This is a genomic window from Paraburkholderia sp. MM5477-R1 (genome assembly GCF_050436385.1).
Classification (GTDB): domain Bacteria; phylum Pseudomonadota; class Gammaproteobacteria; order Burkholderiales; family Burkholderiaceae; genus Paraburkholderia; species Paraburkholderia tuberum.
Map to the genome: position 1 here is coordinate 280,985 of NZ_JBNDMC010000005.1, position 24,434 is coordinate 305,418.

Consider the following 24,434-nt stretch of genomic DNA (forward strand, 5'->3'; position numbering starts at 1 on the left):
TCTGGATGATAGGCGTCGTTTAGACTTATCGAGGTCGGAGGCCGCCTCGCTCCTAGTTTCATCTGACGTTTTCTTTCGCTATATTCGCGCTGCATCGCCCGATCGTAAGGAACTGGACATGAATCAAAAACCGCGTGGCCTCGACAATGGCCTGACGAACTACGGTGATCCCGACTTCGCGCGCTATCTGCGCCGGTCGTTTGCCAAATCGATGGGCTACACCGGCGAATCGCTCGACAAGCCGATCGTCGGGATCTGCACCTCGGAGAGCGGTTTCAATAACTGCCATCGCCACTTTCCCGAAATGATCAAGGCGGTCGAACGCGGCGTGCTCGCGGCGGGCGCATTGCCGGTCGTATTTCCGGTGATGTCGCTTGGCGAGGTCTTCCTTTCGCCGACTTCGCTGGTCTATCGCAATCTGATGGCGATGGCCGTCGAGGAAATGATTCGTGCCCAGCCGATGGATGCGGTGGTGATGCTCGGCGGATGCGACAAAACCGTACCGGCGATGTTGATGGGCGCGATCTCCGCGGAGCGGCCCGCCGCAATGGTGGTGGCCGGTCCGATGATGACCGGGCGACATCGCGGCGAGCGGCTTGGCGCGTGCACGGACTGCCGGCGCTTCTGGTCGAATTTCCGCGCGGGGAAAGTCTCGGCGCAGGAGATCAGGCAAGTGGAGGGGCGTCTGGCGGTCACGGCGGGAACGTGTGCGGTCATGGGCACGGCGTCGACCATGGCGCTGATCGCGGAAACGCTGGGCATGATGCTGCCCGGTTCGGCGGCGATTCCGGCCGTGCACGCGGATCGTCTGCGCAATTGCGAAGAAACCGGAGCGCTGGTTGCGCGCATGGCCCTCAATGGCGGACCGAAACCGGCCGAGATCGTGACGCCCGCGTCGGTGCGCAATGCCTTGCGCGTGCTGCTCGCGGTCTCCGGTTCGACCAACGCCGTGATTCATCTGGCGGCGATTGCTGGTCGTATCGGACTGAAGATCGATTACGACGAGTTCAACCGGCTGTCTGATGAAACGCCCGTACTCGTGGATCTCAAGCCGGTAGGCAACGGTTACATGGAGGATTTCCATGCAGCCGGCGGGCTGGAGGGCGTTCTGCGCGGACTGATGCCCCGACTCGATCTGACTTGTTGCGATATCGCCGGGCAGAGTCTCGAGGAGCGTTTGAACAAGCCGCTTGCCGATCCGATCGATACGGCCGTGATCCGCTCGACGGAGAAACCGGTCAGTCCCGATGGCGGGCTGATTGTTCTAAACGGGAGTCTGGCGCCCGGCGGTGCGGTTCTGAAGCGCGCCGCCGCTACTCCCGAACTGCTCGAACACGAAGGGCGTGCCGTGGTATTTACCTCGCTCGAAGATCTGGCCGCGCGCATCGACGACCCGGGTCTGGACGTTCGCGCGGACGACATTCTCGTATTGCAGAACGCGGGGCCGCGCAGTGCTTCAGGCATGCCCGAGGCCGGCTATCTGCCGATCCCGCAGAAACTTGCACGGGCGGGGGTGAAGGACATGGTGAGGATTTCAGATGCGCGCATGTCGGGCACGGCGTACGGGACCATCGTGCTTCACGTGACGCCAGAAGCGGCGCTCGGTGGCCCGCTGGCGCTGGTGCGCAATGGTGATCGGATCCGGCTCTCGGCGCGGGACAAGCGGATCGATCTACTGGTCGACGAGGTCGAACTGGCGCGTCGTGCCGCTGAGATTCGTCCGGCGGAAGGGATGTATGCGCGCGGTTACCAGCGGCTCTATCACGATCACGTGCTCTCTGCCGCGGCAGGGTGCGACTTTGATTTTCTCACCGCGTTTCCTTCCGAAGAGCTTAAGTAGCGGGTGCTTTTTCTACTCCCTGACCGAAGCGCCCGCGCGACTCGATCTGTTCTGCGCCTGATCAAGCGCAATCGACGAAGAGTTCGTCCCTCGCCGGAGGTGTCGTCGAAGATTGCGGATTGCCTGGGCCACAGTGTTTCGAGGCGACCCAGCAGATCACCGGGGAAAAGAAGCGAAATGTAGGGGGTATCGGGTCCCGCTGGGTTGCGGACTACGAGCCGGTTCAACCGACCATCCGCCGCAGCCTGTTCGATGGCGGCGCCATCGTCGGGTGTCGACCCCGAGCGGTCTGTCGTTCCGTCGCTGCAACCGTCCGCTAAGGAACCTCAAACGAATGTTCTTGGCCAGTGACTGGCCTTTCCGCTAGGCCGCTCCCGTTCAACTGATAGTCATCCGAACCCGGCCCCATGTTCCATGACTACATATTCGTGACCATGGGCTGTCGTTCGAATTCAACAAACCAGCCATTCATACAGTTCACCTTTCTGCGACATCCTGCAAGAGAGCGGCGACTCTTGGGATTGCCCGAGCTAAACTTGGTGCTCGATCAACGGCCCGACCGATGTTCCAATGGTTTTTCACGAAGTCCGTCATGTGAACGTTGTAGCCTAGGCCAACGGGTGATGTAGCCCCTTTCCCGGGCAGCATCTCGTCACGCAACTCTCGCCGTTTGCTCTTCTTGATGAGGGCGAGTAGCGTTTGTTTTGGGTCGGACTCCGCCTCTGGGTTCCCCGGAAACAAGTCTTTGCTAACGACAGCAAATTTTGAGAACCCAATATGGTCCGCAAGGACCCATGCCTCTGCTTCCCCCCCGCGTCACAATGGTTGTCGCCTGGATAAAATTGGAATCTGGGGGCGATAAAGAGAGAACAAGTTGGCGCGTTACGGAAAGACATTCAAGGACAGGGCAGTGGCGCGGTTGCTGCCGCCGGAGAGCGCATCAGTGGAAGAGGTTGCGCGAGAGATCGGTGTGGGCGCGCAGACGCTGGAGCGCTGGCGCAGTGATGCGCTGTCCATGCCCGCTCGCGAGCGGGCATGGACAGCGGCCGCGCGTTTCGAAGCGGTGTTGAGCACGGCAGCGATGGACGAGACGGCCCGCAATGCGTGGTGCCGCGAGCATGGCGTGTATCCGCAGGAACTGGCGCAGTGGCGGCAAGCGGCCACGCAGGCGCTGGCCGAGCCCGAAGAGGCCCGTGCGAGTCCACAGCAGACGAAGCAGGACCAGCGTCGCATCAAGGAACTGGAACGCGAACTGCGGCGCAAGGAGAAAGCACTGGCCGAGGCAGCCGCATTGCTGGTTCTTTCAAAAAAACTCGGGGCGATCTTCAACACGGACAAGGGCGAGGACGAATGATCGGCCTCGAAGATCGCCAGCTCCTGGCCCGGGAAATCGATTCGGCAAGACTGGCTGGCGCACGGTTGCGCCTGGCCTGCGAGGTGGCCGGAATCGACGTGCGTACCCTGCAGCGCTGGAGGGCCAATCAAGGGCTCGTCACTGGCGACGCCAGGCCCGGCGCGATGCGCCTGCTGCCCGCGCACACCTTGAGCCCGGAGGAGCGGGAAAACGTGCTGCGCGTAGCCAGCGAGCCGCGCTTTGCCGACATGCCACCGGCGCGCATCGTGCCGATGCTGGCTGACGAAGGCGTGTATATCGCCAGCGAATCGACCTTTGCACGCGTGCTGCGCGAGCATGGGCAGATGAGGCGCCGTGGCCGTGCCAGAACTCCTTCGAGCGGCCGGCCGCCGACCACGCACGTTGCAACCGCGCCGCGCCAGGTGTGGTGCTGGGACATGACCTATTTGCCGGCAACGGTCACAGGGCGATGGTTCCACCTGTACCTGATTCTGGACCTGTACAGCCGCAAGATTGTCGGCTGGGAGGTGCACGACAGCGACGCGGCCGAACACGCTGCTCATCTCGTACGTCGTACGGCGCTCTCCGAAGGCATTGCCGCCCTTGAGGCCCGGCCGGTGCTGCACGGCGATAACGGGGCGACGCTGAAGGCCACTACCGTGCTGGCGATGCTGCACTGGCTGGGCATCAAGCCGTCGTACTCGCGTCCCCGGCTCAGCGACGACAACGCCTATGCCGAGGCGCTGTTCCGAACCGCGAAGTACCGGCCGGAGTTTCCGGTCACAGGCTTCGAGGACCTGAACGCTGCTCGCACCTGGGCTGCCGGCTTCGTGCAGTGGTACAACTTCGAGCATCGTCATAGTGGCATCCGCTACGTGACGCCTGCGCAGCGTCACGCCGGTGACGATCGTGCGCTTCTCGCCGCTCGGCATGCACTGTACGAGAGGGCCCGCGAGCGCAATCCGGCCCGCTGGTCGCGCCACACGCGCAACTGGACACCGGTTGGTGCCGTGACGCTTAACCCCGAACGCGACTCAGTCGTCGAGATGGCGTCGATCAGCGCAAATAAACAGCCTCTGGCTGCATGAGTGAGGCGACAACTTGCTTGACGCGCGCCGCGGCGCATAGGGCGATCTGAGAGGCCGACTTTTCGGGTGCCGGTCCGGTTGCGCAGGAAAGGGAGTTTTTCAACACATTACGAGTGGATCTGTCATACGCTGGGCGCATCCATCGACAGCATGTCGACTTTGCTGACGTTCAGTGAACGACAGTGGTGATGCGCTATGGGTTGGCCATGCGATACCAAACAATTTCATCACCTCCCGGGCTGAGAAATCGATGCAGGCGTAGGGCGCCAGAGTCAGTGCAACCGTGCACGCCGAAATTAAGACTTACCTCCAGTCGCGCCAGACTTGTAGCGTTTCGCCGGACGCAATTGGCTGTAGCCGACCCGTTAGAGACACTCAATGTCGCCGAAAGCAGCCGCTCGACGGCTCGACCACGTCGCCGCGCTACCACAGAGAAAGCTAGCGGCGCGGAGAATCATTGGAGCTGCTAGCGCCACCCGATTTGCGCTCCCGACCCGGCAACTCCTGCAGCATAGTCATGAACGCTCGCACCTTCGCGCTCAGAAGCCGGCGCGAATTGTAAAGGGCCCAGATTTCCACGGGCGAGCCCGCCTTTCCCCAACAGGCGAGTCTTCCTGTCGACACATCATGCTCAACCAGCAATCTGGGCAAGAGCGCCGCGCCTACGCCCTCGAGCACCGCGTCACGCACCATCAGCAACGATGACAGCCGCAACACCGGCATCGGCCTGATCGCTATCGCACCACCGTCTTCCGTTCGCATGTGCCATAACGCGCCTGATGGTGCCGCGGCCGACATAACGGCCGGCACCTCCAACGCGGTTGCATCGGGTGCCGGTCTCGAAGGTATCGACATGCCCGGCGCCGCGACCACGAGGCGCTCGTCACCGAGGATGCGCCGTCCCACGAGCTGCTCGCCATGCGCCGGGTCGATACGGATAACGAGGTCGTAGCCGTCCTCCACCGGATCCACGATGCGGTCTTCTGCAATGACCTCAAGTTCGACCTGCGGATAGGCGAGCGCAAAGCGCGCAGCGATCCGGCACAGCACGACATGCGCGAAAACGACAGGCGCGCTGATGCGCAGCCGCCCGCGCGCCACCGGGGCGCGTGAGGCGAGCGCTTCACCCGCCTCCTGAATCTCAGCCATGAGCCCCCGCGTGCGTTCATGGAGTGCAACGCCCTCTTCTGTCAGACGCAGCCTGCGTGAGCCTCGCTCGATCAGCCTGACGCCGAGGCTTTCCTCGAGCTCGGCCACGCGCCGCGAGAGGGTGGCCTTGGGGCGGTCGAGCGCCCGGCTGGCGGGCCCAAAGCCACCGTGCAGTGCAACTGCATTGAAATCGCCGAGCGACGTCAAATCCATGATCGTTCCGTTTACGAGACGAAGTGTATGAATTCTGGCACTTTCGACTATTGAGCGAAACGACTATTGTTTGTCTCACGGGCGGACCCAGCCCATCCACTTCAAGGAGATACCTATGGCAGTCCTCGTTACAGGCAGCACGGGCGTGATCGGTAAGCAGGTTATCGAGCATCTGGGCGGCAGCGGTGCCGAGGTACGCGCGCTGACCCGCACACCGGAGAAAGCGCGATTTTCTGGTGGCGTCACCGCAGTGAAGGGCGACCTGTCCGACATCGACGCGGTGCGGCAGGCGATGATCGGCGTCAGCACGTTGTTCCTGCTTGCGCCCAACGTCGCGGACGAGCTGACTCAGGCGGTACAGACCCTGAGCGTCGCACGGGAAGCGGGTGTGAAAGGCGTGGTTTATCTGTCGGTGTTCAAGGGCGCCGAATACGTCGACGTGCCGCACTTCACCGCCAAACATACGGTCGAGCGCATGATCGAACACCTCGACCTGCCGGTGACGGTGCTGCGCCCCGCGTATTTCATCCAGAACGACGTCCGGCAGAAAGACCCGCTGCTTTCGCACGGCGTCTACGGCATGCCAATTGGCGCGAAAGGCATTTCCATGGTCGACGTCCGTGATATCGGCGAGGCTGCCGCGCGCGAACTGCTGCGCCGCGAGCGTGGCTCAAACCCGCTGCCGCGCGAGACGTACGAACTCGTCGGTCCTGACGTGATCAATGCGCAGACCGTGGTTTCGACCTGGGCCGAGGCGCTGGGACGTCCCGTCCGCTACGGTGGCGACGATCTCAACGTCCTTGAGCAGCGCCTCAAGTCGGTTGCTCCTGCCTGGCTCGCATACGACATGCGACTCATGATGGGCCGGTATCAGCAGGACGGCGCGGTCGCGTCCAGCGCGGACGTCGAGCGTCTGGCGACGCTGCTGGGACGGCAACCGAGATCCTATCGGGACTTTGCCGTCGCCATGGCTGCGGCGTGGGCTAAGGACTGACCTGCCAGGATACGCGATCGCGACTTTCAGAGGCTGGCACGCGCGACGGGGGGCTTGACGGGGCCGACCCCTGCTCTCGGGTGTATTCCGCTGCTTATGAAGGCCGCGCGGATATCGACCCAGCGTGACACTCGTGGCTTCAGGGAGCGGACGTCCGTAAATCGTCTCCAGAAGCACGAACGATTCAACGCGTTTCCCGCCGACTTCAGTCAGGGCCTCGCATCCTCTGGCTTGGGGCTCCTGGCATCAGCAAAGCGGCTTTGTACCGCGACGAGTTGGTCGTCAGTGGTCGCCACCAGCCACAACCGTGCGTGCTCCGCGATTTGGCGGTTGTGGTCCTTCAATGGGCCCATTGCCGCGGCGGACTTCCAGACCACGGGGCCAATTCGGCTGCTCCTGCCCGACGGCGCACCCACCAGCAGGCAGTATGGCCCAAGAGGAAGCGAGACAAACGGAAGGGCCGGACTAGCGCGCACGCGCCAGTCGATGAACGGCGCCTCGCTGATGAGCAGGGGCGTGGGCAAGCCGTAAAGCACACTGAAATCGTACAGCGCCAATTGCTCGCGCATGCCCGCGTAGATACGTCGGATATCGTCGACAACCGCAGCGCGGATTTCATCCTCGAACATGGGTTCTTGCGCATAGCGTGCGGCGGCCTGCTGGGCGCTCAACTGATATGCGCTGAACAGGCCGAGTTCCATGCAGTCCTGCACTGCGCGCTGGACCTCCACGATAGTGCCTGCCTCCTCGGGCCTGCCTAACTGCGCTGCCCTCAAAAACCGGGCGAGCCCCGCCTCCTGGATCGCAGGACCTTCCACAGGCGCATCGTCGTCAGCATCCTTGTCGAGCGGCACGTAAATGTATTCTTCGGCCGCGAAGCGCGACTTCTTGCCTTCGTCAAACTTGATTTCGCCATCGGTGCAGTCCAGATATCGGGTACCGATTCGGCCATGCTCCCAAACCCAATTCTTCAGGAGCGGACGTAGCGGATGCAGTCTGTCTTGATTAGCCATCGAAGCCTCCAGGTGCCCCAGTATAGATCCACATGACCGCTTGCTACGTTGGGGAGGGACATGGCATCAAATCTAACCAGTGGATCGGCCTTTTCAAATCAGGCTTTGGGTCTCGCTGGCTAGGCACAGACTGGCCAGATCGGGCCGCCCTCGAAATACTTGACGGGGACGGACTCAGGGCTTGTGACAGCCGCTCAGCGACCTCGCAGAGCCGTTCGCGACCGTCTCAAATTGGCCGAACCTTGCCAATCGTTGTGTGATCGACAAGTGTCGGGTCATGACCGGCAGCACGCGACCCTGAAGAGACATCCGGCTTTCTCGTCAGCGGCCATTCGCCGCGTACAACCGATGGGGTTGCACGCAAATAACCCGTCTTATTTGATGCGCAAAGGGCTATGAGCGGTCGATTCGAGCCTTGCTCCGGAACGGCACTCCCAAGCCGGGCCGGATGGCTTCAAACCATCGCGAAGTTGAACCGCGCTCAGTCTGCAATCAATCGAACATGCGGCTCAAATGAGGGTACATTGCGTCTGTGCAAATAGCTTGGGGGTGTCATGGCCCGCATCAAAGCGGAACCGTTGATGACGCAAGCGCCGCCTTGCGATGCCCACCGACTGTCCACGCAATGATGGTACCGATTGCGAGAGCTAACAGGCATGCAGTCGGAACGAGCATGGGTGCAACATGACTGTTGGTTACCTTGCCAACGTACGGCATGAGGTTCTGTCCGAAGAACCCTCCAAGGTTTCCAATGCAGTTGATGGCAGCGACACTTGCGGCGGCTCGAGCGCCAGAAAAGAAGCGTGGGGGAAGCGACCAGAAGCAAGGGTATAGCAGTGGAATACAGGCGCCGCCCAGACACAGAGCAATGAAGCGCAACGACACTGTCGGCAACACGAGGCTCGATGCAAAGCATACGACGCCGATGCCGGCGACTATGGCCATTGCTTTTAACACCACCTGTTCACGTTTGAGCTTCCCGGGAAGCCAAAGCAGGAGAAGAGCCGCGAGTGCCCACGGAATCATGTTAAGCAGGCCATTGACGCTCGACGAAACGCCCCAGCTCTTAACCAACGTGGGCAGCCAGTACGTAACGCCGTAGAGCGACGTCGACATCAGCATGTAGGTTGCTGCGAACATGAGAACCTTCGGGTCAAGCAATGCCGCCCATGGCCGGGACTCCTTTGCTTCCGGGGACGCTTCGCGCACAAGCGCTGCGACCACAATGTCCTTCTCATCCTGAGAAAGGAAGTTCGCTTCCTCGACGGAGCTCGGTAGATATTTAAGCGCTACGAAGGCAATCAGTATTGCCGGAAGACCGGTGGCAAGGAAGACCCATTGCCAACCCGCCAGTCCCAGTGTTCCGCCCAAGGAAAGGAGCAGCCCTCCGACCAGCGCGCCAAGCATGTTTGCCAGCGAACTGCCGAGGGTAAAAAGGCCAAGCACACGTGTCCGGTAGCTTTGAGGAAACCACTGCGTCAGGTAGTAAATGACGCCTGGATAAAACCCGGCTTCAGCAACACCCAGCGCAAACCGAAACGAGTAAAAAGCTGGCAGGGACCTGGTGAACGCCATTAGCACTGTAACGACGCCCCACGTAATCATGATGCGAGCGAGCCACGTCCGGGCCCCAAACCGATGTAGCGCCAGTGTGCTGGGCACCTCGAACAGCAGGTAGCCAATGAAAAACAGCGATGCTCCAAGGCCATACGCGGCTTCCGTCATGCCGAGTGCCTGAACCATTTCCAGTTTCGCGAAGCCGACGTTCTGCCGGTCGATGAATGCGATGAGAAACATGACAATCAGCAGCGGCATCAGCCGCCATGCCATTTTCTTCATTACCTGCTGCTCACGTGTTACGGACGTAGACATGTTCGCTCCAAGTTCCATGCCCGCTGCCGCTCGACTGGCGTTTCGAAAACGGTCAGTCAGACGAAAACAAGCAGATTGATATAGTCATGTATATGTTTGTATGTTTGAGGTCGGGCTGCAATGAGGTATAACCCGGACGAGCGCACGCAAGCGAGCTGCGGCCGCAACTGGCGACCAGTGATGTATTCGGCGAACGAGGTGTAGAGCCTGAAAGTCGCAGGAAAAATGCGACCTGCCGGGTGACAGAAAGTCAGTTCGCGTTGTCGGTCCCTATGACAGCACCAAACGCGGCGAGGAAGTCGCGTTGTCAGCGAATATCGACCTGATACTGGAACGCTGCAGCAGCACCACGCGTGGTGCGCCATTCAATAGGCGTCCCGGCGAAATCGGATGCCACACGGTGCACAAGGATTACCGGGCTGCCAACGTCGATATGCAGGAGCGCCGCATCAGCGTCCGTCGCCTGTTCGACGTTCAGAATCTCGGTTGCGGATGCGACGATTTGGCGGCAAAGCCGCTCGTAAAGCGGATAAAGCAAATCCTCGAAGCCACCAAGGGGCAGAGTCGCCAGCGCTTCGAAACGGCTTCGAGGTAGCCATATTTCTTCCGACAAAACGGGTTGTCCGTCAATCAATCGTACCCGCGAGAGATGAACAGCCTTCTCCGTCGCCTTCATCTGCAAGGTTGAGCGAATCGTCTCGTTTGGCTTGACGACCTCGCGGCTGAGCACCTTCGCCGTCGGTCGGACCGGCTTCCCGTCAGCTGACTTGAATCGGAAGAAGCGGAACAACGACGAATCAAAGCGCGGGCGCCGGACAAAGGTCCCCTTTCCCTGGGTGCGGGTGAGCACCCCGTCGGCCACCAGCAAATCAATGGCTTTCCGAAGTGTGCCGGTCGACACGTTATAAAACAGGCTGAGCTCCGCCTCTGTGTCGATTGCCTTTTCTGGCGCCCACTCGCCCTCCGCGATGCGGCGCACCAGGTCATCGCGTAGCTGCTGGTATCGCGGCAAACGACTGTCTGGCCTGGCCGAGAACGACTGCATATCCATGATTCATATAGTTGTTCACAGGAATAGTCACTGTACAACATCTGCCGGAACAAGGGTAAATCCCCAATGACTTCTTCGTCGAAGCGCCTAAACTAAACATATAGTCATATACATGAATATATGAATTTACCCTGGAGACGGCGATGTTCACCTGGTACAAGCAAGGCACACCTCTCGAACGAAACACCTTCTGGGGATGTTTCGCGGGTTGGGGCCTCGATGCCCTTGATGTGCAGATGTTTACCCTGGCAATCCCCGCAATCATCGCAGCGTACGGCATCGACCACACGCAGGCGGGCGCGATCAGCGGCGTGACACTGGTGTCATCGGCGATGGGCGGCTGGCTGGCGGGCGCCTTGTCCGACAGGATTGGTCGGGTGCGGACGCTGCAGATTACGATTCTCTGGTTTGCAGGATTCACTTTCCTTTGTGCCTTCGCCCAGAGTTTTCCTCAACTACTGGTCCTGAAGGCCCTGCAAGGGTTCGGGTTCGGCGGAGAGTGGGCTGCAGGCGCCGTGTTGATGGCTGAGACCATCCGGACGGAACACCGCGGCAAGGCCATGGGCGCGGTACAGAGCGCCTGGGCTGTCGGCTGGGCCGGCGCAGTGCTGTTGTATGCCGCAGCTTTTTCGTGGTTGCCGTCAGACACGGCGTGGCGTGTCATGTTCGGTGCTGGCCTGCTGCCCGCGCTTCTCGTCCTTTACGTCCGCCGCAATCTCCGCGAACCTGTGCGCGTTGAGCCGTCTCGCGCTGAACCAGTGGTTTCTGTGTGGGGGCAAATCGCGCAAGTATTCCAGCCGCGCGTCATCAAGACCACCGTTATCGGGGCGATTCTGGGCACAGGCGCACACGGCGGGTACTACGCCATCATGACCTGGCTGCCGACCTTCCTCTCCAAGGAAAGACATCTGTCGGTCCTCAACACCGGTGGGTATCTTGCGGTTGTTATCGTGGCTTTCTGGTGCGGCTGTATGGCGAGCGCTTACCTGCTCGACCGTATCGGACGGCGTCGCAACATCGCATTCTTTGCATTTTCTTGCATCGTCACCGTGCTCGCCTACGTGATGCTTCCATTGAGCAACACGCAGATGCTTGTTCTGGGCTTCCCGCTAGGCTTTTTCGCCGCCGGCATCCCGGCCAGCCTGGGCGCACTTTTCAACGAACTCTATCCTGCGGACATGCGCGGGACAGGCGTCGGCTTTTGCTACAACTTCGGTCGCATCGCCTCGGCGGGTTTCCCGGTGCTGGTCGGGTACATGAGTCATTCGATGTCGCTGGGAGCAGCGATTGGTATCGATGCCGCAATTGCGTACGGGCTGGCGATGGTTGCCGTGTTGTTGCTTCCCGAAACGCGCGGCAAGCGCTTGCGGCCGTCCGGCGTCGAGCAGGCTTCACAACTGGTCGCCGACGCCGAATTAGCGCTTGACCATCACCGGAGCCAGCGATGACTCAGGCCCCATCCATCGCGCGGCCACGGCTGCCGCGCGTTGACACGCACGCGCACGTGTTTGCCAGGACTCTGCCGCTGGCGGACGGACGGCGCTACGCACCCGACTATGACGCAACGCTGGACGCCTACCGGAAGCTTCTGGACGAGAACGATATTGGCAATGCCGTCCTTGTCCAGCCCAGCTTTCTCGGCACCGATAACAGCCATCTTTTACAGGCGCTGACCAGCGACATTAGCCGGCTGCGAGGTGTAGCAGTCGTGTCCCCCGAAATTTCAGAAGACGACCTGCAGCGACTGAACTGTCAGGGTGTGACGGGCGTGCGTCTCAACCTTGTCGGACAGACGCTCCCCAAGCTGGGCTCGGCGCCATATGTAACGCTTTGGCGGCAGTTATCAAAACTAGGCTGGCATGTTGAGTTGCACAGGGAGGCGTCGGACCTGGCGCCGCTCGTCAACACTTTGCTGGATGTGGGCTTGCCAGTCGTCGTTGACCATTTTGGCCGCCCTGACCCGGACAGCGGCACACGCGACCCGGGCTTCAACGACCTGTTGGAGTTTGGCCCATCTGGCCGCGTGTGGGTCAAGATTTCGGGCGCCTATCGGTGCTCGGAGCCGGACTCGAGTTTCATGCGCGATGCCACGGACCAACTCATAGACGCATTTGGCGCCGAACGTCTGATGTGGGGTAGCGACTGGCCACATACGCAGTTTGAACATGCGACGGCCTACAGCCAGACGCTTACCGCGTTGCTGGACTTACATCTTGCGCCCGCGATTGTCGAGGCAATCCTGTGCTCAACCCCGCACTCGTTTTACGGGTTCGACAAAGACCCCGTGAGGGATATTGTCCCGACGACACCGACTTCCCAACTCACTTCCTGAGGTCATCATGCAAGTCACCGGTATGTTGCACGGCGCCAGATTGCTGCAGTTCGTGGGCTTTCCGACGCCCGAGATTCTGGGTCCGGACGCTAGCGAAGAACAGATTCGAGCGATGCTGAAAAAGCACGGCATGATTTTCATCAAGCCGGTTTTCAAGGGCGGTGTTGGCAAGAAGGGCAAGGCCGGTCTGATTGGCCGCGCGACTGACCTGACGACCGCCTTGAAGGAGAAGGAGCGTCTTTACTTCGTCGAACATCACGTTGCCAATACTGTGTCGAAAGCCAATGGTGTGACCTTTGAGGCGGGTGTGCCGGCCGAGTACGAGGTCTATTTCTCGATTACCGACTCGACACACTTCCGCGCACCGACGATGACGCTCACACATCACGGTGGCGTCGACATCGAGGAACTGGACAAGTCGCAAGTCGTGCAGATTCCGTTTGACCCGCTCACCGGGCTCAAGGCGTTCGTCGTGGCGAACGCGCTTTCGACGCTGGGCGCACCCAAACAGATTATCTCGCCGCTTGTACAGCACCTCCCCAAGTTATGGGAGCTCTACCACGGGTTCGGAATGACGACCCTCGAACTGAATCCAATCCGGATGCGCGAGGATAGCAAGGGACGGCTGACACCCGTCGCCTGTGACTTCAAATGCGGCTTCGACCGTGATGACCCGCGCTGGCAGCGCCTTGACCTGCCCGCGCATCTCTTCGCAGTCGACTATTCAGACTTCGAACAGGAAATCAACCAGCTTCGCACGTATCAGGGGCAGAGCGACGTCTACGTCATTAACGCGAAGGGCAGCATTCTCGCTCCGACGTTCGGTGGCGGCGCGAACTCCCTTGTCACGCAAATGCTCGGAGACGACGCCATCATCTCGTCAGACTTCGGCGGCAACCCACCCTACGAAAAAATGAAGGAAGTTGCCCGCATCTGCTTCAAGCACTGGATTGAGCAGAGCAATGTGCTGTTCATCATTGGTGGAAAGTCGAACAACACGGATATTTTCGAAACATTTCGCGCAATGGCCGACGCGTTACGCGAGCACTTCAGTCAGCACGGCCCGACGCCGCTCTATGTGGTGGTCGGCCGTGGCGGTCCGAATCTGGTTCGCGGAATGGGAGCATTGCGCGACACGCTCGATTCGCTGGGATTGCCGTACACCTTCTTCGGCTTTGACTCGGACATGAGCGAGGTGGTCCTGTACGCGAAGCAGGTTGACCAATGGATGAAAGCAGGCGGCCGTGAGCAGATTGCCGCGAAGCTGGGAATTGCGGTCAAACAGGCTGCCTGAGCATCTCATCGACTGAGGAGAATCATTATGTACAAGCAGGGAATTGGCGATTTTAAATACTTCGTAGGAATTAGTTCGTTATCCCAAGTTGCCACAAAGGACGACCGCGTTTGCGTGCTCAACATTCTGGGCGGCGAGTCGAGCGATGTCACGCCCGTCGGTCATGCCTATTCCGGTGGCAACGTGGTGTTTGGTACGGCTCCGGGAAAGCGCGGACAGGTACTGGAAACGGCACTTGGAAGCGTGCCGGTCTACAACAATGTCCTTGAAGGCCTGAACGATGGTCACCGGTTCAACTGCGGCGTCATCTATCTGCCGCCTTCCGCTGCACGGGACGGCGTGGCTGAGCTAATCCGTGTCAATCCGGAACTGAAGAAGATTTTCATCGTTACCGAAAAGCTGGCCGTCAGTGACTCGCGCGAAATCCGCGCGATGGGTCAGTCCAACGGGGTCGACATTTTTGGCGGCAACAGCCTCGGCGTGGCTGACGCCTGGAACCAGGTGCGTATCGGGGGAGCGCTGGGCGGCGACCACCCTGAAGAGGCATTGCGGCGTGGCTCGATTGCCTTGTTTTCCAACTCGGGCAACTTCACGACTACCATCGCAACCTACCTGCGGATGGCCGGATGGGGCACGACTACAGCCATCTCAAGTGGCAAAGACGTCTACATTCAATTCGCGGCGCCCGAGTTCGCTGCGGCCTTGGCAAACGACGCGCGAAGCAAGGCGGCCGTTCTTTATGTCGAACCGGGCGGCTACTACGAGCTCGACGCCAACTTTACGAAGCCGGTGGTTGCGTGCGTCGTGGGTCGCTGGAAGTCAAAGCTGACCCGTGCTGTCGGACACGCGGGTGCTATGTCCGGAGGCGCGGACGACGCCGCATCGAAAGAACAATGGTTTCTCGATAAATTCGGGGTGTCAAGTGTGTTCACGCCGGACAATCCGGCCGTGTCGGCAAAGGGTGCGCTTGTCACGAACATCGCGCACATACCCGCAGCACTCACGGCTGTGATGCGTGAAAACGCCTGCAGGCCAGATTTCGAGCCGGAAGGTAACCTCGCATTAAAACCGTGGTTTAGCAGTCACCGCGGATTGAGCCTGCCGCAGGCGCTGGATTTGCCTGTCGTGCAGGCCACGGCCCCATACGATGCCCAGATTGCCGCGCTCGACAAACAGGTTGGAGCTGTACCACCGCGACAGTCGATGAAGGATGCTTCTGGCGCGTCGCAGATGGACCCAAAGTCGCAGGTGACCAGTCTCTACGGCGTTTCGATGCTTGATGCGGCGCAGTACCCCCTTGAGACAAACGTAAGCCTCGCGCTGCTCCACGAACCCGGCGGGATGAACGACCGCGCGCTAATCAATGTCGCTGTGAGTGCGTTCCTGAACCTGTATGGACATCCCGCACTTGGGGCTGCCCAGGCGGCACGGGATGCCGGTAATGCACCAAACACTGTCCTTGCAGCGGCGGCGAGTATCATCGGGCCCCGAGGGCAAGCCGGGCCTCGCCAGGCGGTCCGCGCTCTAATCGACGCCTTTGCCCCGGTGAAGCTCGAGAACGCGATGGATGAGAGTTTCGACTTTTCGCGCGCCGAAGTCACCGACCTCAACCTGTTCGTCGGCAGTGAACCGGATTTTCGGGCCCGCGCAATCCTGGCGGGACTCAAAGCTCGCGACGTGAAGTCGACATTCGTGCAATATGTTGAAAGCCTGCCCGGCGAGCCGACTACCGATGGCGTATTGGCAGCCATTTGCGCGACGCTCGCATGGGGACCGCTCATGCGCAAACGCATTTCACGCCTTTCGGCTGAGAGCCTTCCGTGGTGGATACAACTTTTCGGCTCCCTGATAGGCGCTTCAGTGCCCTCGGACCAGCATGGTCCGGACAGCTTCTGCGGCGTCGAAACGAAGACAGTCCTGGAGGAGCGTTCGCTTGGTGAAACCGCCTTCGGCGCGTTGTTTGGATTGTGGCCAGGCACGAGCGACTTGTTTTCCTTCCAATTGCTGGTCGGTCTGCTGCTGTCAAATGGACCCGGAACGATTTCCGCGCAGGGTGCAAAAGGTGCGGTCTCTGCCGATGGTCCCGAAGACCCCGAGCGCGTCCAACTCAACAAGGCGTTAATCGGCTTCCTTACGCACAGTGGTTACACACACGGTGGCAATGGATTTGAGGGAATTGCGTTTCTGCTGGACCAGTTCGCGCATAGCGGACTGACTGACCCGGGCAATCCTGCGCACGGGCTGGATTTGAAAGCACTAGCGATGACGTACGTCGAAAGTTACGCCAAATACAAATCGAGCAAGAAAACGAGCGGCAGCCTGGACATCCAGAAAATCCCTGGCGTGAATCATCCGGTGTTTAAAGATAAACCCGTCAATCACGACCCGCGTGAAATGTTCGTGCGGCGATTGTTCGCCGAGCGCGACGAATACAACATCTTCCACGACTTTTACCGGACGTTGGTCCAAAGCCTGTTCGACGCGGGGGTTTCGCGAAACGTTTACTGCGTCAACATCGATGCGGTGATTGCCGCGTTACTGCTCAAGATGCTCTGGCAGCCGTATCGTGACGGAACGTATTCGCGCAACGCTTTGGAGACGGCCGCCTTTACCATCTTTCTTTACCCTCGCATGCTCGGTTGCGCGGCTGAAATCGATGACCATATGAACCGCGGAAGGAACATGGATACACGTACACCAGCGTCGGAGTGTCGTTTCGTTGCGTAGCGGAATGACCCGGAAGCGCACGAAGTCTTTCCGCGCTGCCGGGTTCATGCCCACAACTATCAGTTGTCTCCGCACGGGATTGGGGGTGCGAGTCGTGCACGCTTTTCCGAACAACCCGAGCCTATGTGGCGATTATTCGTTGGCCTTGCTCAACTACGACGCGTTTCGCTTCGCGAGGCTTCTCCTCTTTGGGTTGCGGTGATCATAGACGTTCGCTGTCTCGGAAGTGTGCTTTACCCGGACCTGAAACATGCGCGATACCGAACATATGGTTTAACGCGATCATTTAGCAATTTCATCAGTGACGTCTCCTGCAAGGCGGAACGAGCGCCCAAGGAAGACCCTGGATTACGAAACACCGGCTGAACGATTTCATCGAACTATTGCATCGACCGGTTGAATCCGCCCCTGTCAGCGGACACTGGTGCGCACTGATGTGCTGTTTCCTGGAATCGAGTGCGTGGTGTGGCGTGAGACGATGCGACCGGGAGCCCCCAGACGTCTGGGCGACGGTGTGGGGCGAGCGATTTCTTTGCGAATTGGACATGTGCGAATTGCTTTCGGCTGGGCGCGGACGACCTTTCCTATCGATGGACTTGCTGCGGGCGCGAGGAGATTGCACGCGCGGAGCGCGAGTCGCCGTTGCAACAAATCGTTGAGGGTCAAGCCCATGTCAACGAAGAGCGAGCACGGACAGGGCGCGCAGCGACGCATCCAGGTACTGATTGGCGCAATCGTATTCATTCTAATTGTGACTGCCGGGTGGATCATTCACCAGACTCGGACGGTCGCACGCCAGACTTCCCTGGCGTTGGCGTCGGCCGCGACAACGGCGAACGACGCCGGAAATTATGACCGCGCAATGCGCTTCGCGATGCTGGCGTTGGGCAACGGTTGGCTCTCGCCGGGATCGGCAGAAGCAGAGCTTGAGCTTATGCGTGGCGCGCAAGCATCAGTGCAGATTGCGTTGCTCGGTGGCCATCAGAATGCGGTTGATTCCGCCGTCTTCAGCCCGGACGGTAAGCGGGTGGTGACCGCGTCCTGGGATGGGACAGCGCGGGTGTGGGACCTGGCCACGGGTAAACAGATTGTGCAGCTCAGTGGCCATCAGAATCTGGTCTATTCTGCCGCCTTCAGCCCGGACGGCCAGCGGGTGGTGACTGCGTCCGCAGACAGGACCGCGCGGGTATGGGACGCGGCTACGGGCAACCAGATTGCGCAGCTCAGCGGGCATCAGGATCTGGTTTATTCCGCCGCCTTCAGCCCGCACGGCCGGCGCTTGGTGACTGCGTCCGCAGACAGGACCGCGCGGGTGTGGGACGCGGCTACGGGCAAACAGATCGCGCAGCTCAGTGGGCATCAGAAACCGGTTTTCTCCGCCGCCTTCAGCCCGGACGGCCGGCGCGTGGTGACCGCGTCCGCGGACAGGACCGCGCGGGTGTGGAATGCGGCGACCGGCCACGTGATCGCACAGCTCACCGGGCATCGGGAACCGGTAAGCTCCGCGGTCTTCAGCCCGGACGGCCGGCGCGTGGTGACAGCGTCCGATGACAAGACGGCGCGGGTGTGGGATGCGGCGACCGGCCAGGTGATCGCGCAGCTCATAGGGCATCGGGGACCGGTTTTCTCCGCCGCCTTCAGCCCGGACGGCCAGCGCGTGGCGACAGCGTCCGATGACAACACCGCGCGGGTGTGGAACGCGGCGACCGGCCAGGCGATCGTGCAGCTCACTGGGCATCGCGGACCGGTGAGCGCCGCCGCCTTCAGCCCGGACAGCCAGCGCGTGGTGACCGTGTCCGATGACAAGACCGCGCGGGTGTGGGATGCGGCGACCGGCCAGGTGATCGTGCAGTTCACCGGACACGAGGGGCCGGTGAATTCCGCCGCCTTCAGCCCGGACGGTGAGCGGGTGGTGACCGCGTCCCGTGATAGGACCGCGCGCGCATGGGACGCGGCGATGGGCATCTTGCTGCTCAGAGGGCATCAAGGGTCAGTTATTTCCGCCGCCTTCAGCCCGGACGGCCAGCGGGTGGTGACCGCGTCCCGTGATCGGACCGCGCGGGTGTGGGACGCGGCCACCGGCAAACAGATCGCGCAGCTCAGCGGGCACCAGGATCTGGTTTATTCCGCCGCCTTCAGCCCGGACGGTCGGCGCGCGGTGACCGCGTCCGCGGATGGGACCGCGCGGGTGTGGGACGCGGCCACCGGCAAACAGATCTTGCTCCTCAGCGGTCATCAGGGCCCGGTTGATTCCGTCGCCTTCAGCCCGGACGGTCGGCGCGCAGTGACCGCGTCCGCGGATGGGACCGCGCGGGTGTGGGACGCAGCCACCGGCAAACAGATCTTGTTCCTCAGCGGGCATCAGGGCCCGGTTGATTCCGTCGCCTACAGCCCGGACGGCCAGCGGGTGGTGACCGCGTCCAGGGACAGGACCGCGCGGGTGTGGGACGCGAGCACGGGCAAACAGATCGCGCAGCTCAGCGGGCACCAGGATCTGGTTTATTGCGCCGCCTTCAGCCCGGACGGTCGGCGCGCGGTGACCGCGTCCGCGGACAGGACCGCGCGGGTGTGGGACGCGGCCACCGGCAAACAGATCGCCCAGCTCGGTGGGCATCAGGGACCGGTTTTCTCTGCCGCCTTCAGCCCGGACGGCCAGCGCGTGGTGACCGCGTCCGCGGACGGGACCGCGCGGGTGTGGGACGCAGCGACCGGCGAGGTGATCGCGAAGCTCACCGGACATCAGGGACCGGTTTTCTCCGCCGCCTTCAGCCCGGACGGCCAGCGCGTGGTGACCGCGTCCGCGGACGGGACCGCGCGGGTGTGGGACGCGGCGACCGGCGAGGTGATCGCGAAGCTCACCGGACATCAGGGACCGGTAAGCTCCGCCACCTTCAGCCCGGACGGCCAGCGGGTGGTAACTGCGTCCGCGGATCAGACCGCGCGGGTGTGGCCTATCCGATGGCTCATGCAGAAGCGAGGTCAGAGCCTGGCTAAAGCCGTGTGTAGGGAAAGGCTCGTGGGAGCAAACCTGCTCACAACCGATGATGAAGCTGCTCTTTCTCTCGTACGCGGGCGCCGGGGCGAAAACGTATGTGGATCGTAACTCGCCGACCGGTCGGAGCGAGCAGCAACGATACGTTTGGCCAGCGCGACCAATTGCTTTCCAATCTTCCTGACTAGCTTCACATCGAAGTCCGCGGACGTGAGCAGGTCCATCGCCTACTCGTAGGTCCGCTCATGTTTTCCTCTGCACCGAGAGTCGCTCATCCGGCGTTCATTGCGTTGCATCGACCGGTTGAATCCGCCCAATCTACGTCGGTCAGTCGCTGTTGCTGCTGAAGTCGTCGTACCGCGCCGAATGGGGGTTTCCGGGCCTGCGGCTCGATAATCGCGAGATCGTCGCCGCGCATCTGGCGTCGCCGGAGCAATTGCCTGGCTTCGCCGTGACAGGCGCGGTCGCTGCGTATCTCGGCAGGGATGTCCGCGGCTAGTCGAGCCGTTTTTCTTGCATGGCCGTTCGAGTCCGCGTGACGCTGCGCGAGGCGCGGGCCTTCCAGGCATCGGGGTTACAGCCCCACGGTTTTTAACGCTTCCTGATTCGCCAGCATGGCATCGATAAGAGCGCGAGCCTTGCGGTCGACGCACGTGAGAGCAACACTTTCCGACTCGTAGGTAACGGCATCGGCTAAGTTACCGGTGACGTGCTGTTTTCGTGTCCTTCTACGCAATGACCACGTGACGCGATATGTCAGCGCGATTCCAACGGACAAACGGGCCGTCCGCGGCTCCATGTGCGCTTCGATGACGAATCCGCGATAACGCCCGACGATGTGATGTTTCATTGATTGACTTCACCGTCTTTCGCCTTCATCGCTCGCCTCTCAATGCACGACGCCAAAGAACAAGATTGCGCCTTCGGCCGGCGTCAGGCCCGCCTTGAAGTAGCCTTCGAGCCGGTCGGCTGTCGCTTCATCGAGCGTGAAGGGCGGATGGACGTAGCCTACGGCGAATGCATGGTCGTACCAGTCGTTGAGCCAAGCGCGCAGCTCTATCACGTCCTGCGGCAGTGTGTTCGAAGCATCGTCGTGCATGTGCGTTTCCCCGGCTGGCTGAACGATCAGGCCGCCATGCGGCCTATCCCCATTTCCGGACGGCGCTGGCCCGGCGGAAACACGTGCCATGCGCCGTCGGCATGGCGAAAGAAGAAGAGTGAAAACGCCCCGGTCGGCAGATCGATTTGAATGCACACCCGGCATGTTCCACCCGAGCGCGAGCGGTTCAGCAGACGCACGCGCGCCCCTCGGCCCCCCGTCGGGCCAACGAGTTTTTCGACCTGAGAACGCAGCGATCTGTTGCCCGCCATGATTTTCCCCGCGATGCACGATGATTCGATGCTATGGCGATCGGTGCGTGCGTCCAATCGGCGCCGGCCGGAATGTCGTTTCAGGAATCGCTGGTTTCAGCCGTCAGGACTTCCTGAACCGGAACAGCATATAGAACGGCATTTAAGGGTCCTTGCCCATCTGCGGGGGCTTTCGCCATGAATGACACTAAGGATTTCCTGACACGCGAATCAGGAAGTCACACCCTGATTTTCCAGCTTGCGCTGAATGCGACACACATTCTGCTCGTAGATGATGAGCCATCGAAATGCAATGTCGAATTGATGCAACATGATCGGCTATCTATCGGAACGGGAAAACGTCATCGAGCAAATCGACGCGATATGTCTGCGACTGTTCGACACCTGGTGCGAGACGCGCAGCGTGACATCGCTTGCGTATTTGATGCACTGCTGGCCGTTGATAGACAGCACGACCAACGCGCTCAGGCGCCTGGGCGAAGCCATGCGCGAGTTGCGGCGCAATCACGCGGAGCAGATCGACGAGTATGATTTTCGCGCGCTGTGCGAGGTGGCCGACCTCATCGACGAACTGACCTTGCCGCGCACGGTCCGACTGACCGCGGTGGCGGGCGAGGTGTCGCACTAGCGAACGGCAACGCCGGCCAGGCGCGCAACTGCTTACAGGCACGCATGCGGCGGCTGTGAGGCCACGGGGCGCGCCGTTTCATCGGACGTTTGAAACCCGGAGCGGGCGTGATGGACCAGGCGCCGGCATCGAGTGCAGAATAGGACAACTACAACGGCGGCACTCGCGGGGATATATGGCGCTCGACATTTTCGACGCATGGTGGAGCGGGCTCCTGCAACCCGCTGAGCGGTATCTCGAAGGGAACACCGCATCATGAGCCATCTCGCCGCTCCGGTCGCGTTTACGGGCACGATTCTGATCGTCGACGATACGCCGGGGAATCTCGGCGTGGTTGTCGACAGTCTCGAGGCGCGCGGCATTCGCGTGCTGGTGGCGCTCGACGGTATCGAAGCGTTGGAGCGCGCAGCCTTCTCGCAGCCCGATGTGATCCTGCTCGACGTGAAGATGCCGGGCATCGACGGCTTCGAGACCTGTCGGCGCCTCAAGCGCGATGAGCGCACGCGCGATATCGCCGTCATATTCATGACCTCGCTGATGGACAACGAGGACCGCGTCGAAGGCTTTCTGGTGGGCGGTGTCGATTATGTGACCAAGCCATTGCGCGTCGATGAGATGGTCGCGCGCGTTGGCGTGCACCTCGAGCTGCGGGTGATGCACAAGCAGGTTCTCGCGCAGAACCGGCAACTGCTGGCGGAAGTCGCCGTGCGCAAGGAAACGGAGGCCGCGCTATCGCAAGCGCGCGACGATCTGGAGCGACGTGTCGCATTGCGCACCGAAGAGCTGGCGCGCGCCAACGCCAACTTGCGGGCGCAGATCGACGAGCGGCGGCGCGCGGACGCGCGCCTGCAGGCAAGCGAGGCTCGCTTTCGCGCGATTGTCGAAACGAGTCCCGTGCCGCTATGCATCACCTCGATGCCGGATGGGCACATCCTGTACACGAACCCGCCGCTGCGCGAACTCTTCGGCATGGACGAAGGCTTGTCCGCCAATATCGCGGATTTCTACGCCGAGCGGGGCGAGCGCGAGCGTCTGATCGAACATCTGCGGACCAAGGGTGGCTTGCGCAACACGGAGATACAGTTCCGGCGCCAGGACGGTACCCGGTTCTGGGCGATGGCGACGGCGCGCGCCGCAACTTACGACGATTCTCCCGCGATCTATGTGGGCCTGAATGACATTACGGGGCGCAAGCAGATGGAACAGGAACTCGTCGAATCGCGCGAGCAGCAGCGCGAACTGTCCGCGTACATGGAGGCGATTCGCGAGGAGGAGAGAAAGCGCATTGCGATGGAAATTCACGACGAGCTGGGGCAATTGCTGACCGCGCTCAAGATGGACGTGTCTCTGCTCAAAATGCGCATCGCGCACGACGCGGAAGCGACAAAAAAAGCCGACGATATGCGCCAACTGGTCGAAGGCACGATCTCGATGGTGCGTAATGTCGCGAGCCACCTGCGGCCCGCGGCGCTTAACTTCGGCATCGTGTCTGCGCTCGAATGGCTTGTCGACGAGTTCAACCGCCGCAATGCGATCGCGTGTGAATTGCGCATCGAAGGCGGCGAGCCCGCGCTGTCCGACGCCCATGCGACGGCCCTGTTCCGCATTGCACAGGCTTCGCTGACGAACGTCGCGCGTCATGCCGCCGCCACACGTGTCGAGGTGACGCTTGTTTCGACGGCTGCACAGCTCTTGCTGCAGGTGCGTGACGACGGATGCGGCTTCGATCAGCAAGTGGTGAGTCGCAACTATTCATATGGCCTGCTCGGCATGAACGAGCGCGCGCGGCTGATCGGCGGATCGCTTTCGATCGACAGCTCGCCGGGCGCGGGCACCATGGTTTCGATTCATATTCCGCTCGATGGCGGAGTTCGAACATGATCAGGATACTCATTGCGGACGATCATGCGATAGTCCGTGGCGGACTCAGACAGATCATCGCGACCACGAGCGATATCGTCGTTGCGGCGGAAGCGGCGCAAGGAGCGGAAGTGATCGACAAGCTGCGCTCGTGCGCGCTCGATCTTCTATTGCTCGACATGACGATGCCCGGCATCAGCGGCGTCGCTCTGATCCGCAGGGTACGGGCGGAACATCCTTCGTTGCCGGTGCTGGTGCTGAGCATTCACGACGAGGCTCAGGTCGCGTCGCGCGCGCTGCGCGCGGGAGCAACGGGATATCTGACCAAGGACAGTGACCCGGAGGTGCTGCTCGCGGCAATCCGCAAGCTCGCGGACGGCGGCCGTTTCATCGATCCGAAGCTCGTCGATGCGATGGTGTTCGATACACAGCGCGGCGACGTCCCGCCACATGAAGTCCTGTCGGACCGCGAATTCCAGGTCCTGCAGATGCTCGCGGCAGGCAGGAGCATCAATGAAATTGCCCAGGCATGTGCCCTCAGCGCGAAAACGATCAGCACACACAAGATGCGGTTGATGCAGAAACTCGGGCTTTCCAACAACGCTGAGGTGATCCGGTACGCGATCCGGCACGGAATGATCGTCGAGTAGAAAACG

At 61.1% G+C, this 24,434-nt stretch carries 18 protein-coding genes and 1 pseudogene; 12 read left to right on the plus strand and 7 right to left on the minus strand.

The features are described from left to right. The first annotated feature begins 118 nt into the window (after positions 1 to 118). Both OKW35_RS13620 and OKW35_RS13625 read left to right on the plus strand, forming a co-directional pair. Positions 119 to 1,840, plus strand: a complete 1,722-nt coding sequence (locus tag OKW35_RS13620; RefSeq protein ID WP_429552291.1) for a dihydroxy-acid dehydratase — start codon at positions 119 to 121, stop codon at positions 1,838 to 1,840. A gap of 874 nt (positions 1,841 to 2,714) precedes the next feature. Continuing rightward, positions 2,715 to 4,282, plus strand: a protein-coding gene (locus tag OKW35_RS13625) for an IS3 family transposase (protein ID WP_429552292.1) whose coding sequence is annotated in 2 segments (ribosomal slippage) — positions 2,715 to 3,153 and positions 3,153 to 4,282 — 1,569 coding nt in all. Because the reading frame shifts where the segments join, the coding sequence is not laid out codon by codon here. 438 nt (positions 4,283 to 4,720) lie between these two features. On the opposite strand, the gene OKW35_RS13630 is transcribed toward OKW35_RS13625, so the two are convergent. Further along, positions 4,721 to 5,644, minus strand: coding sequence for a LysR family transcriptional regulator (locus OKW35_RS13630; protein WP_429552293.1), 924 nt, complete (start codon positions 5,642 to 5,644; stop codon positions 4,721 to 4,723). A gap of 115 nt (positions 5,645 to 5,759) precedes the next feature. Between OKW35_RS13630 and OKW35_RS13635 the strand changes: the two genes are divergently transcribed. Then, positions 5,760 to 6,638, plus strand: a complete 879-nt coding sequence (locus OKW35_RS13635; RefSeq protein ID WP_429552294.1) for an NmrA family NAD(P)-binding protein — start codon at positions 5,760 to 5,762, stop codon at positions 6,636 to 6,638. Between the two features lie 209 nt (positions 6,639 to 6,847). On the opposite strand, the gene OKW35_RS13640 is transcribed toward OKW35_RS13635, so the two are convergent. The 3 genes from OKW35_RS13640 to OKW35_RS13650 all read right to left on the minus strand — a co-directional run bounded on the left by OKW35_RS13640 (position 6,848) and on the right by OKW35_RS13650 (position 10,574). Further along, positions 6,848 to 7,651, minus strand: coding sequence for a hypothetical protein (locus OKW35_RS13640; protein ID WP_429552295.1), 804 nt, complete (start codon positions 7,649 to 7,651; stop codon positions 6,848 to 6,850). A 564-nt stretch (positions 7,652 to 8,215) separates the two neighbouring features. Continuing rightward, positions 8,216 to 9,523, minus strand: a complete 1,308-nt coding sequence (locus tag OKW35_RS13645) for an MFS transporter (protein WP_090811874.1) — start codon at positions 9,521 to 9,523, stop codon at positions 8,216 to 8,218. Between the two features lie 307 nt (positions 9,524 to 9,830). Beyond that, entirely contained in the window at positions 9,831 to 10,574 is a 744-nt protein-coding gene (locus OKW35_RS13650) for a GntR family transcriptional regulator (RefSeq protein WP_184068273.1), read from the minus strand. A 143-nt stretch (positions 10,575 to 10,717) separates the two neighbouring features. Between OKW35_RS13650 and OKW35_RS13655 the strand changes: the two genes are divergently transcribed. From OKW35_RS13655 to OKW35_RS13680, 6 genes and pseudogenes are all read left to right on the plus strand, one after another. Then, positions 10,718 to 12,022, plus strand: a complete 1,305-nt coding sequence (locus tag OKW35_RS13655) for an MFS transporter (RefSeq protein WP_184068270.1) — start codon at positions 10,718 to 10,720, stop codon at positions 12,020 to 12,022. Further along, positions 12,019 to 12,906: an amidohydrolase family protein gene (locus OKW35_RS13660; protein WP_184068267.1), complete on the plus strand. Its 888-nt coding sequence runs from the start codon at positions 12,019 to 12,021 to the stop codon at positions 12,904 to 12,906. Before OKW35_RS13655 ends, OKW35_RS13660 begins: the two co-directional genes overlap by 4 nt. A 7-nt stretch (positions 12,907 to 12,913) precedes the next feature. Continuing rightward, positions 12,914 to 14,200 (plus strand): ATP citrate lyase citrate-binding domain-containing protein, encoded by a 1,287-nt coding sequence (locus tag OKW35_RS13665; protein WP_090811071.1) that lies wholly within the window; start codon positions 12,914 to 12,916, stop codon positions 14,198 to 14,200. 27 nt (positions 14,201 to 14,227) lie between these two features. Further along, a complete protein-coding gene (locus tag OKW35_RS13670; protein WP_429552296.1) occupies positions 14,228 to 16,927 on the plus strand; it encodes a CoA-binding protein in 2,700 nt (899 codons plus the stop codon). A 670-nt stretch (positions 16,928 to 17,597) separates the two neighbouring features. Then, positions 17,598 to 20,030, plus strand: a complete 2,433-nt coding sequence (locus tag OKW35_RS13675) for a WD40 repeat domain-containing protein (protein WP_429552297.1) — start codon at positions 17,598 to 17,600, stop codon at positions 20,028 to 20,030. 205 nt (positions 20,031 to 20,235) lie between these two features. Further along, positions 20,236 to 20,418: pseudogene (locus OKW35_RS13680) on the plus strand (NUDIX hydrolase); the annotation flags it as partial. Positions 20,419 to 20,493: 75 nt separating this feature from the next. Here OKW35_RS13680 and OKW35_RS13685 read toward each other — a convergent pair. The 3 genes from OKW35_RS13685 to OKW35_RS13695 are packed head-to-tail and all read right to left on the minus strand — an operon-like array spanning position 20,494 to position 21,290. Further along, positions 20,494 to 20,769: a hypothetical protein gene (locus tag OKW35_RS13685; protein WP_429552298.1), complete on the minus strand. Its 276-nt coding sequence runs from the start codon at positions 20,767 to 20,769 to the stop codon at positions 20,494 to 20,496. A 39-nt stretch (positions 20,770 to 20,808) separates the two neighbouring features. Beyond that, positions 20,809 to 21,018, minus strand: coding sequence for a hypothetical protein (locus OKW35_RS13690; RefSeq protein WP_090811076.1), 210 nt, complete (start codon positions 21,016 to 21,018; stop codon positions 20,809 to 20,811). 26 nt (positions 21,019 to 21,044) lie between these two features. Continuing rightward, on the minus strand, positions 21,045 to 21,290 hold the full coding sequence (locus OKW35_RS13695; protein ID WP_026226136.1) for a hypothetical protein: 246 nt from the start codon (positions 21,288 to 21,290) through the stop codon (positions 21,045 to 21,047). 310 nt (positions 21,291 to 21,600) lie between these two features. On the opposite strand from OKW35_RS13695, the gene OKW35_RS13700 reads away from it, so the two are divergent. The 3 genes from OKW35_RS13700 (at position 21,601) to OKW35_RS13710 (ending at position 24,428) form a co-directional block, all read left to right on the plus strand. Continuing rightward, a complete protein-coding gene (locus OKW35_RS13700; protein WP_184068255.1) occupies positions 21,601 to 21,918 on the plus strand; it encodes a hypothetical protein in 318 nt (105 codons plus the stop codon). Positions 21,919 to 22,173: 255 nt separating this feature from the next. After that, positions 22,174 to 23,799, plus strand: coding sequence for a response regulator (locus OKW35_RS13705; RefSeq protein ID WP_429552299.1), 1,626 nt, complete (start codon positions 22,174 to 22,176; stop codon positions 23,797 to 23,799). Further along, positions 23,796 to 24,428 (plus strand): response regulator, encoded by a 633-nt coding sequence (locus OKW35_RS13710; RefSeq protein ID WP_090811083.1) that lies wholly within the window; start codon positions 23,796 to 23,798, stop codon positions 24,426 to 24,428. Before OKW35_RS13705 ends, OKW35_RS13710 begins: the two co-directional genes overlap by 4 nt. The last annotated feature ends 6 nt before the right edge of the window (positions 24,429 to 24,434 follow it).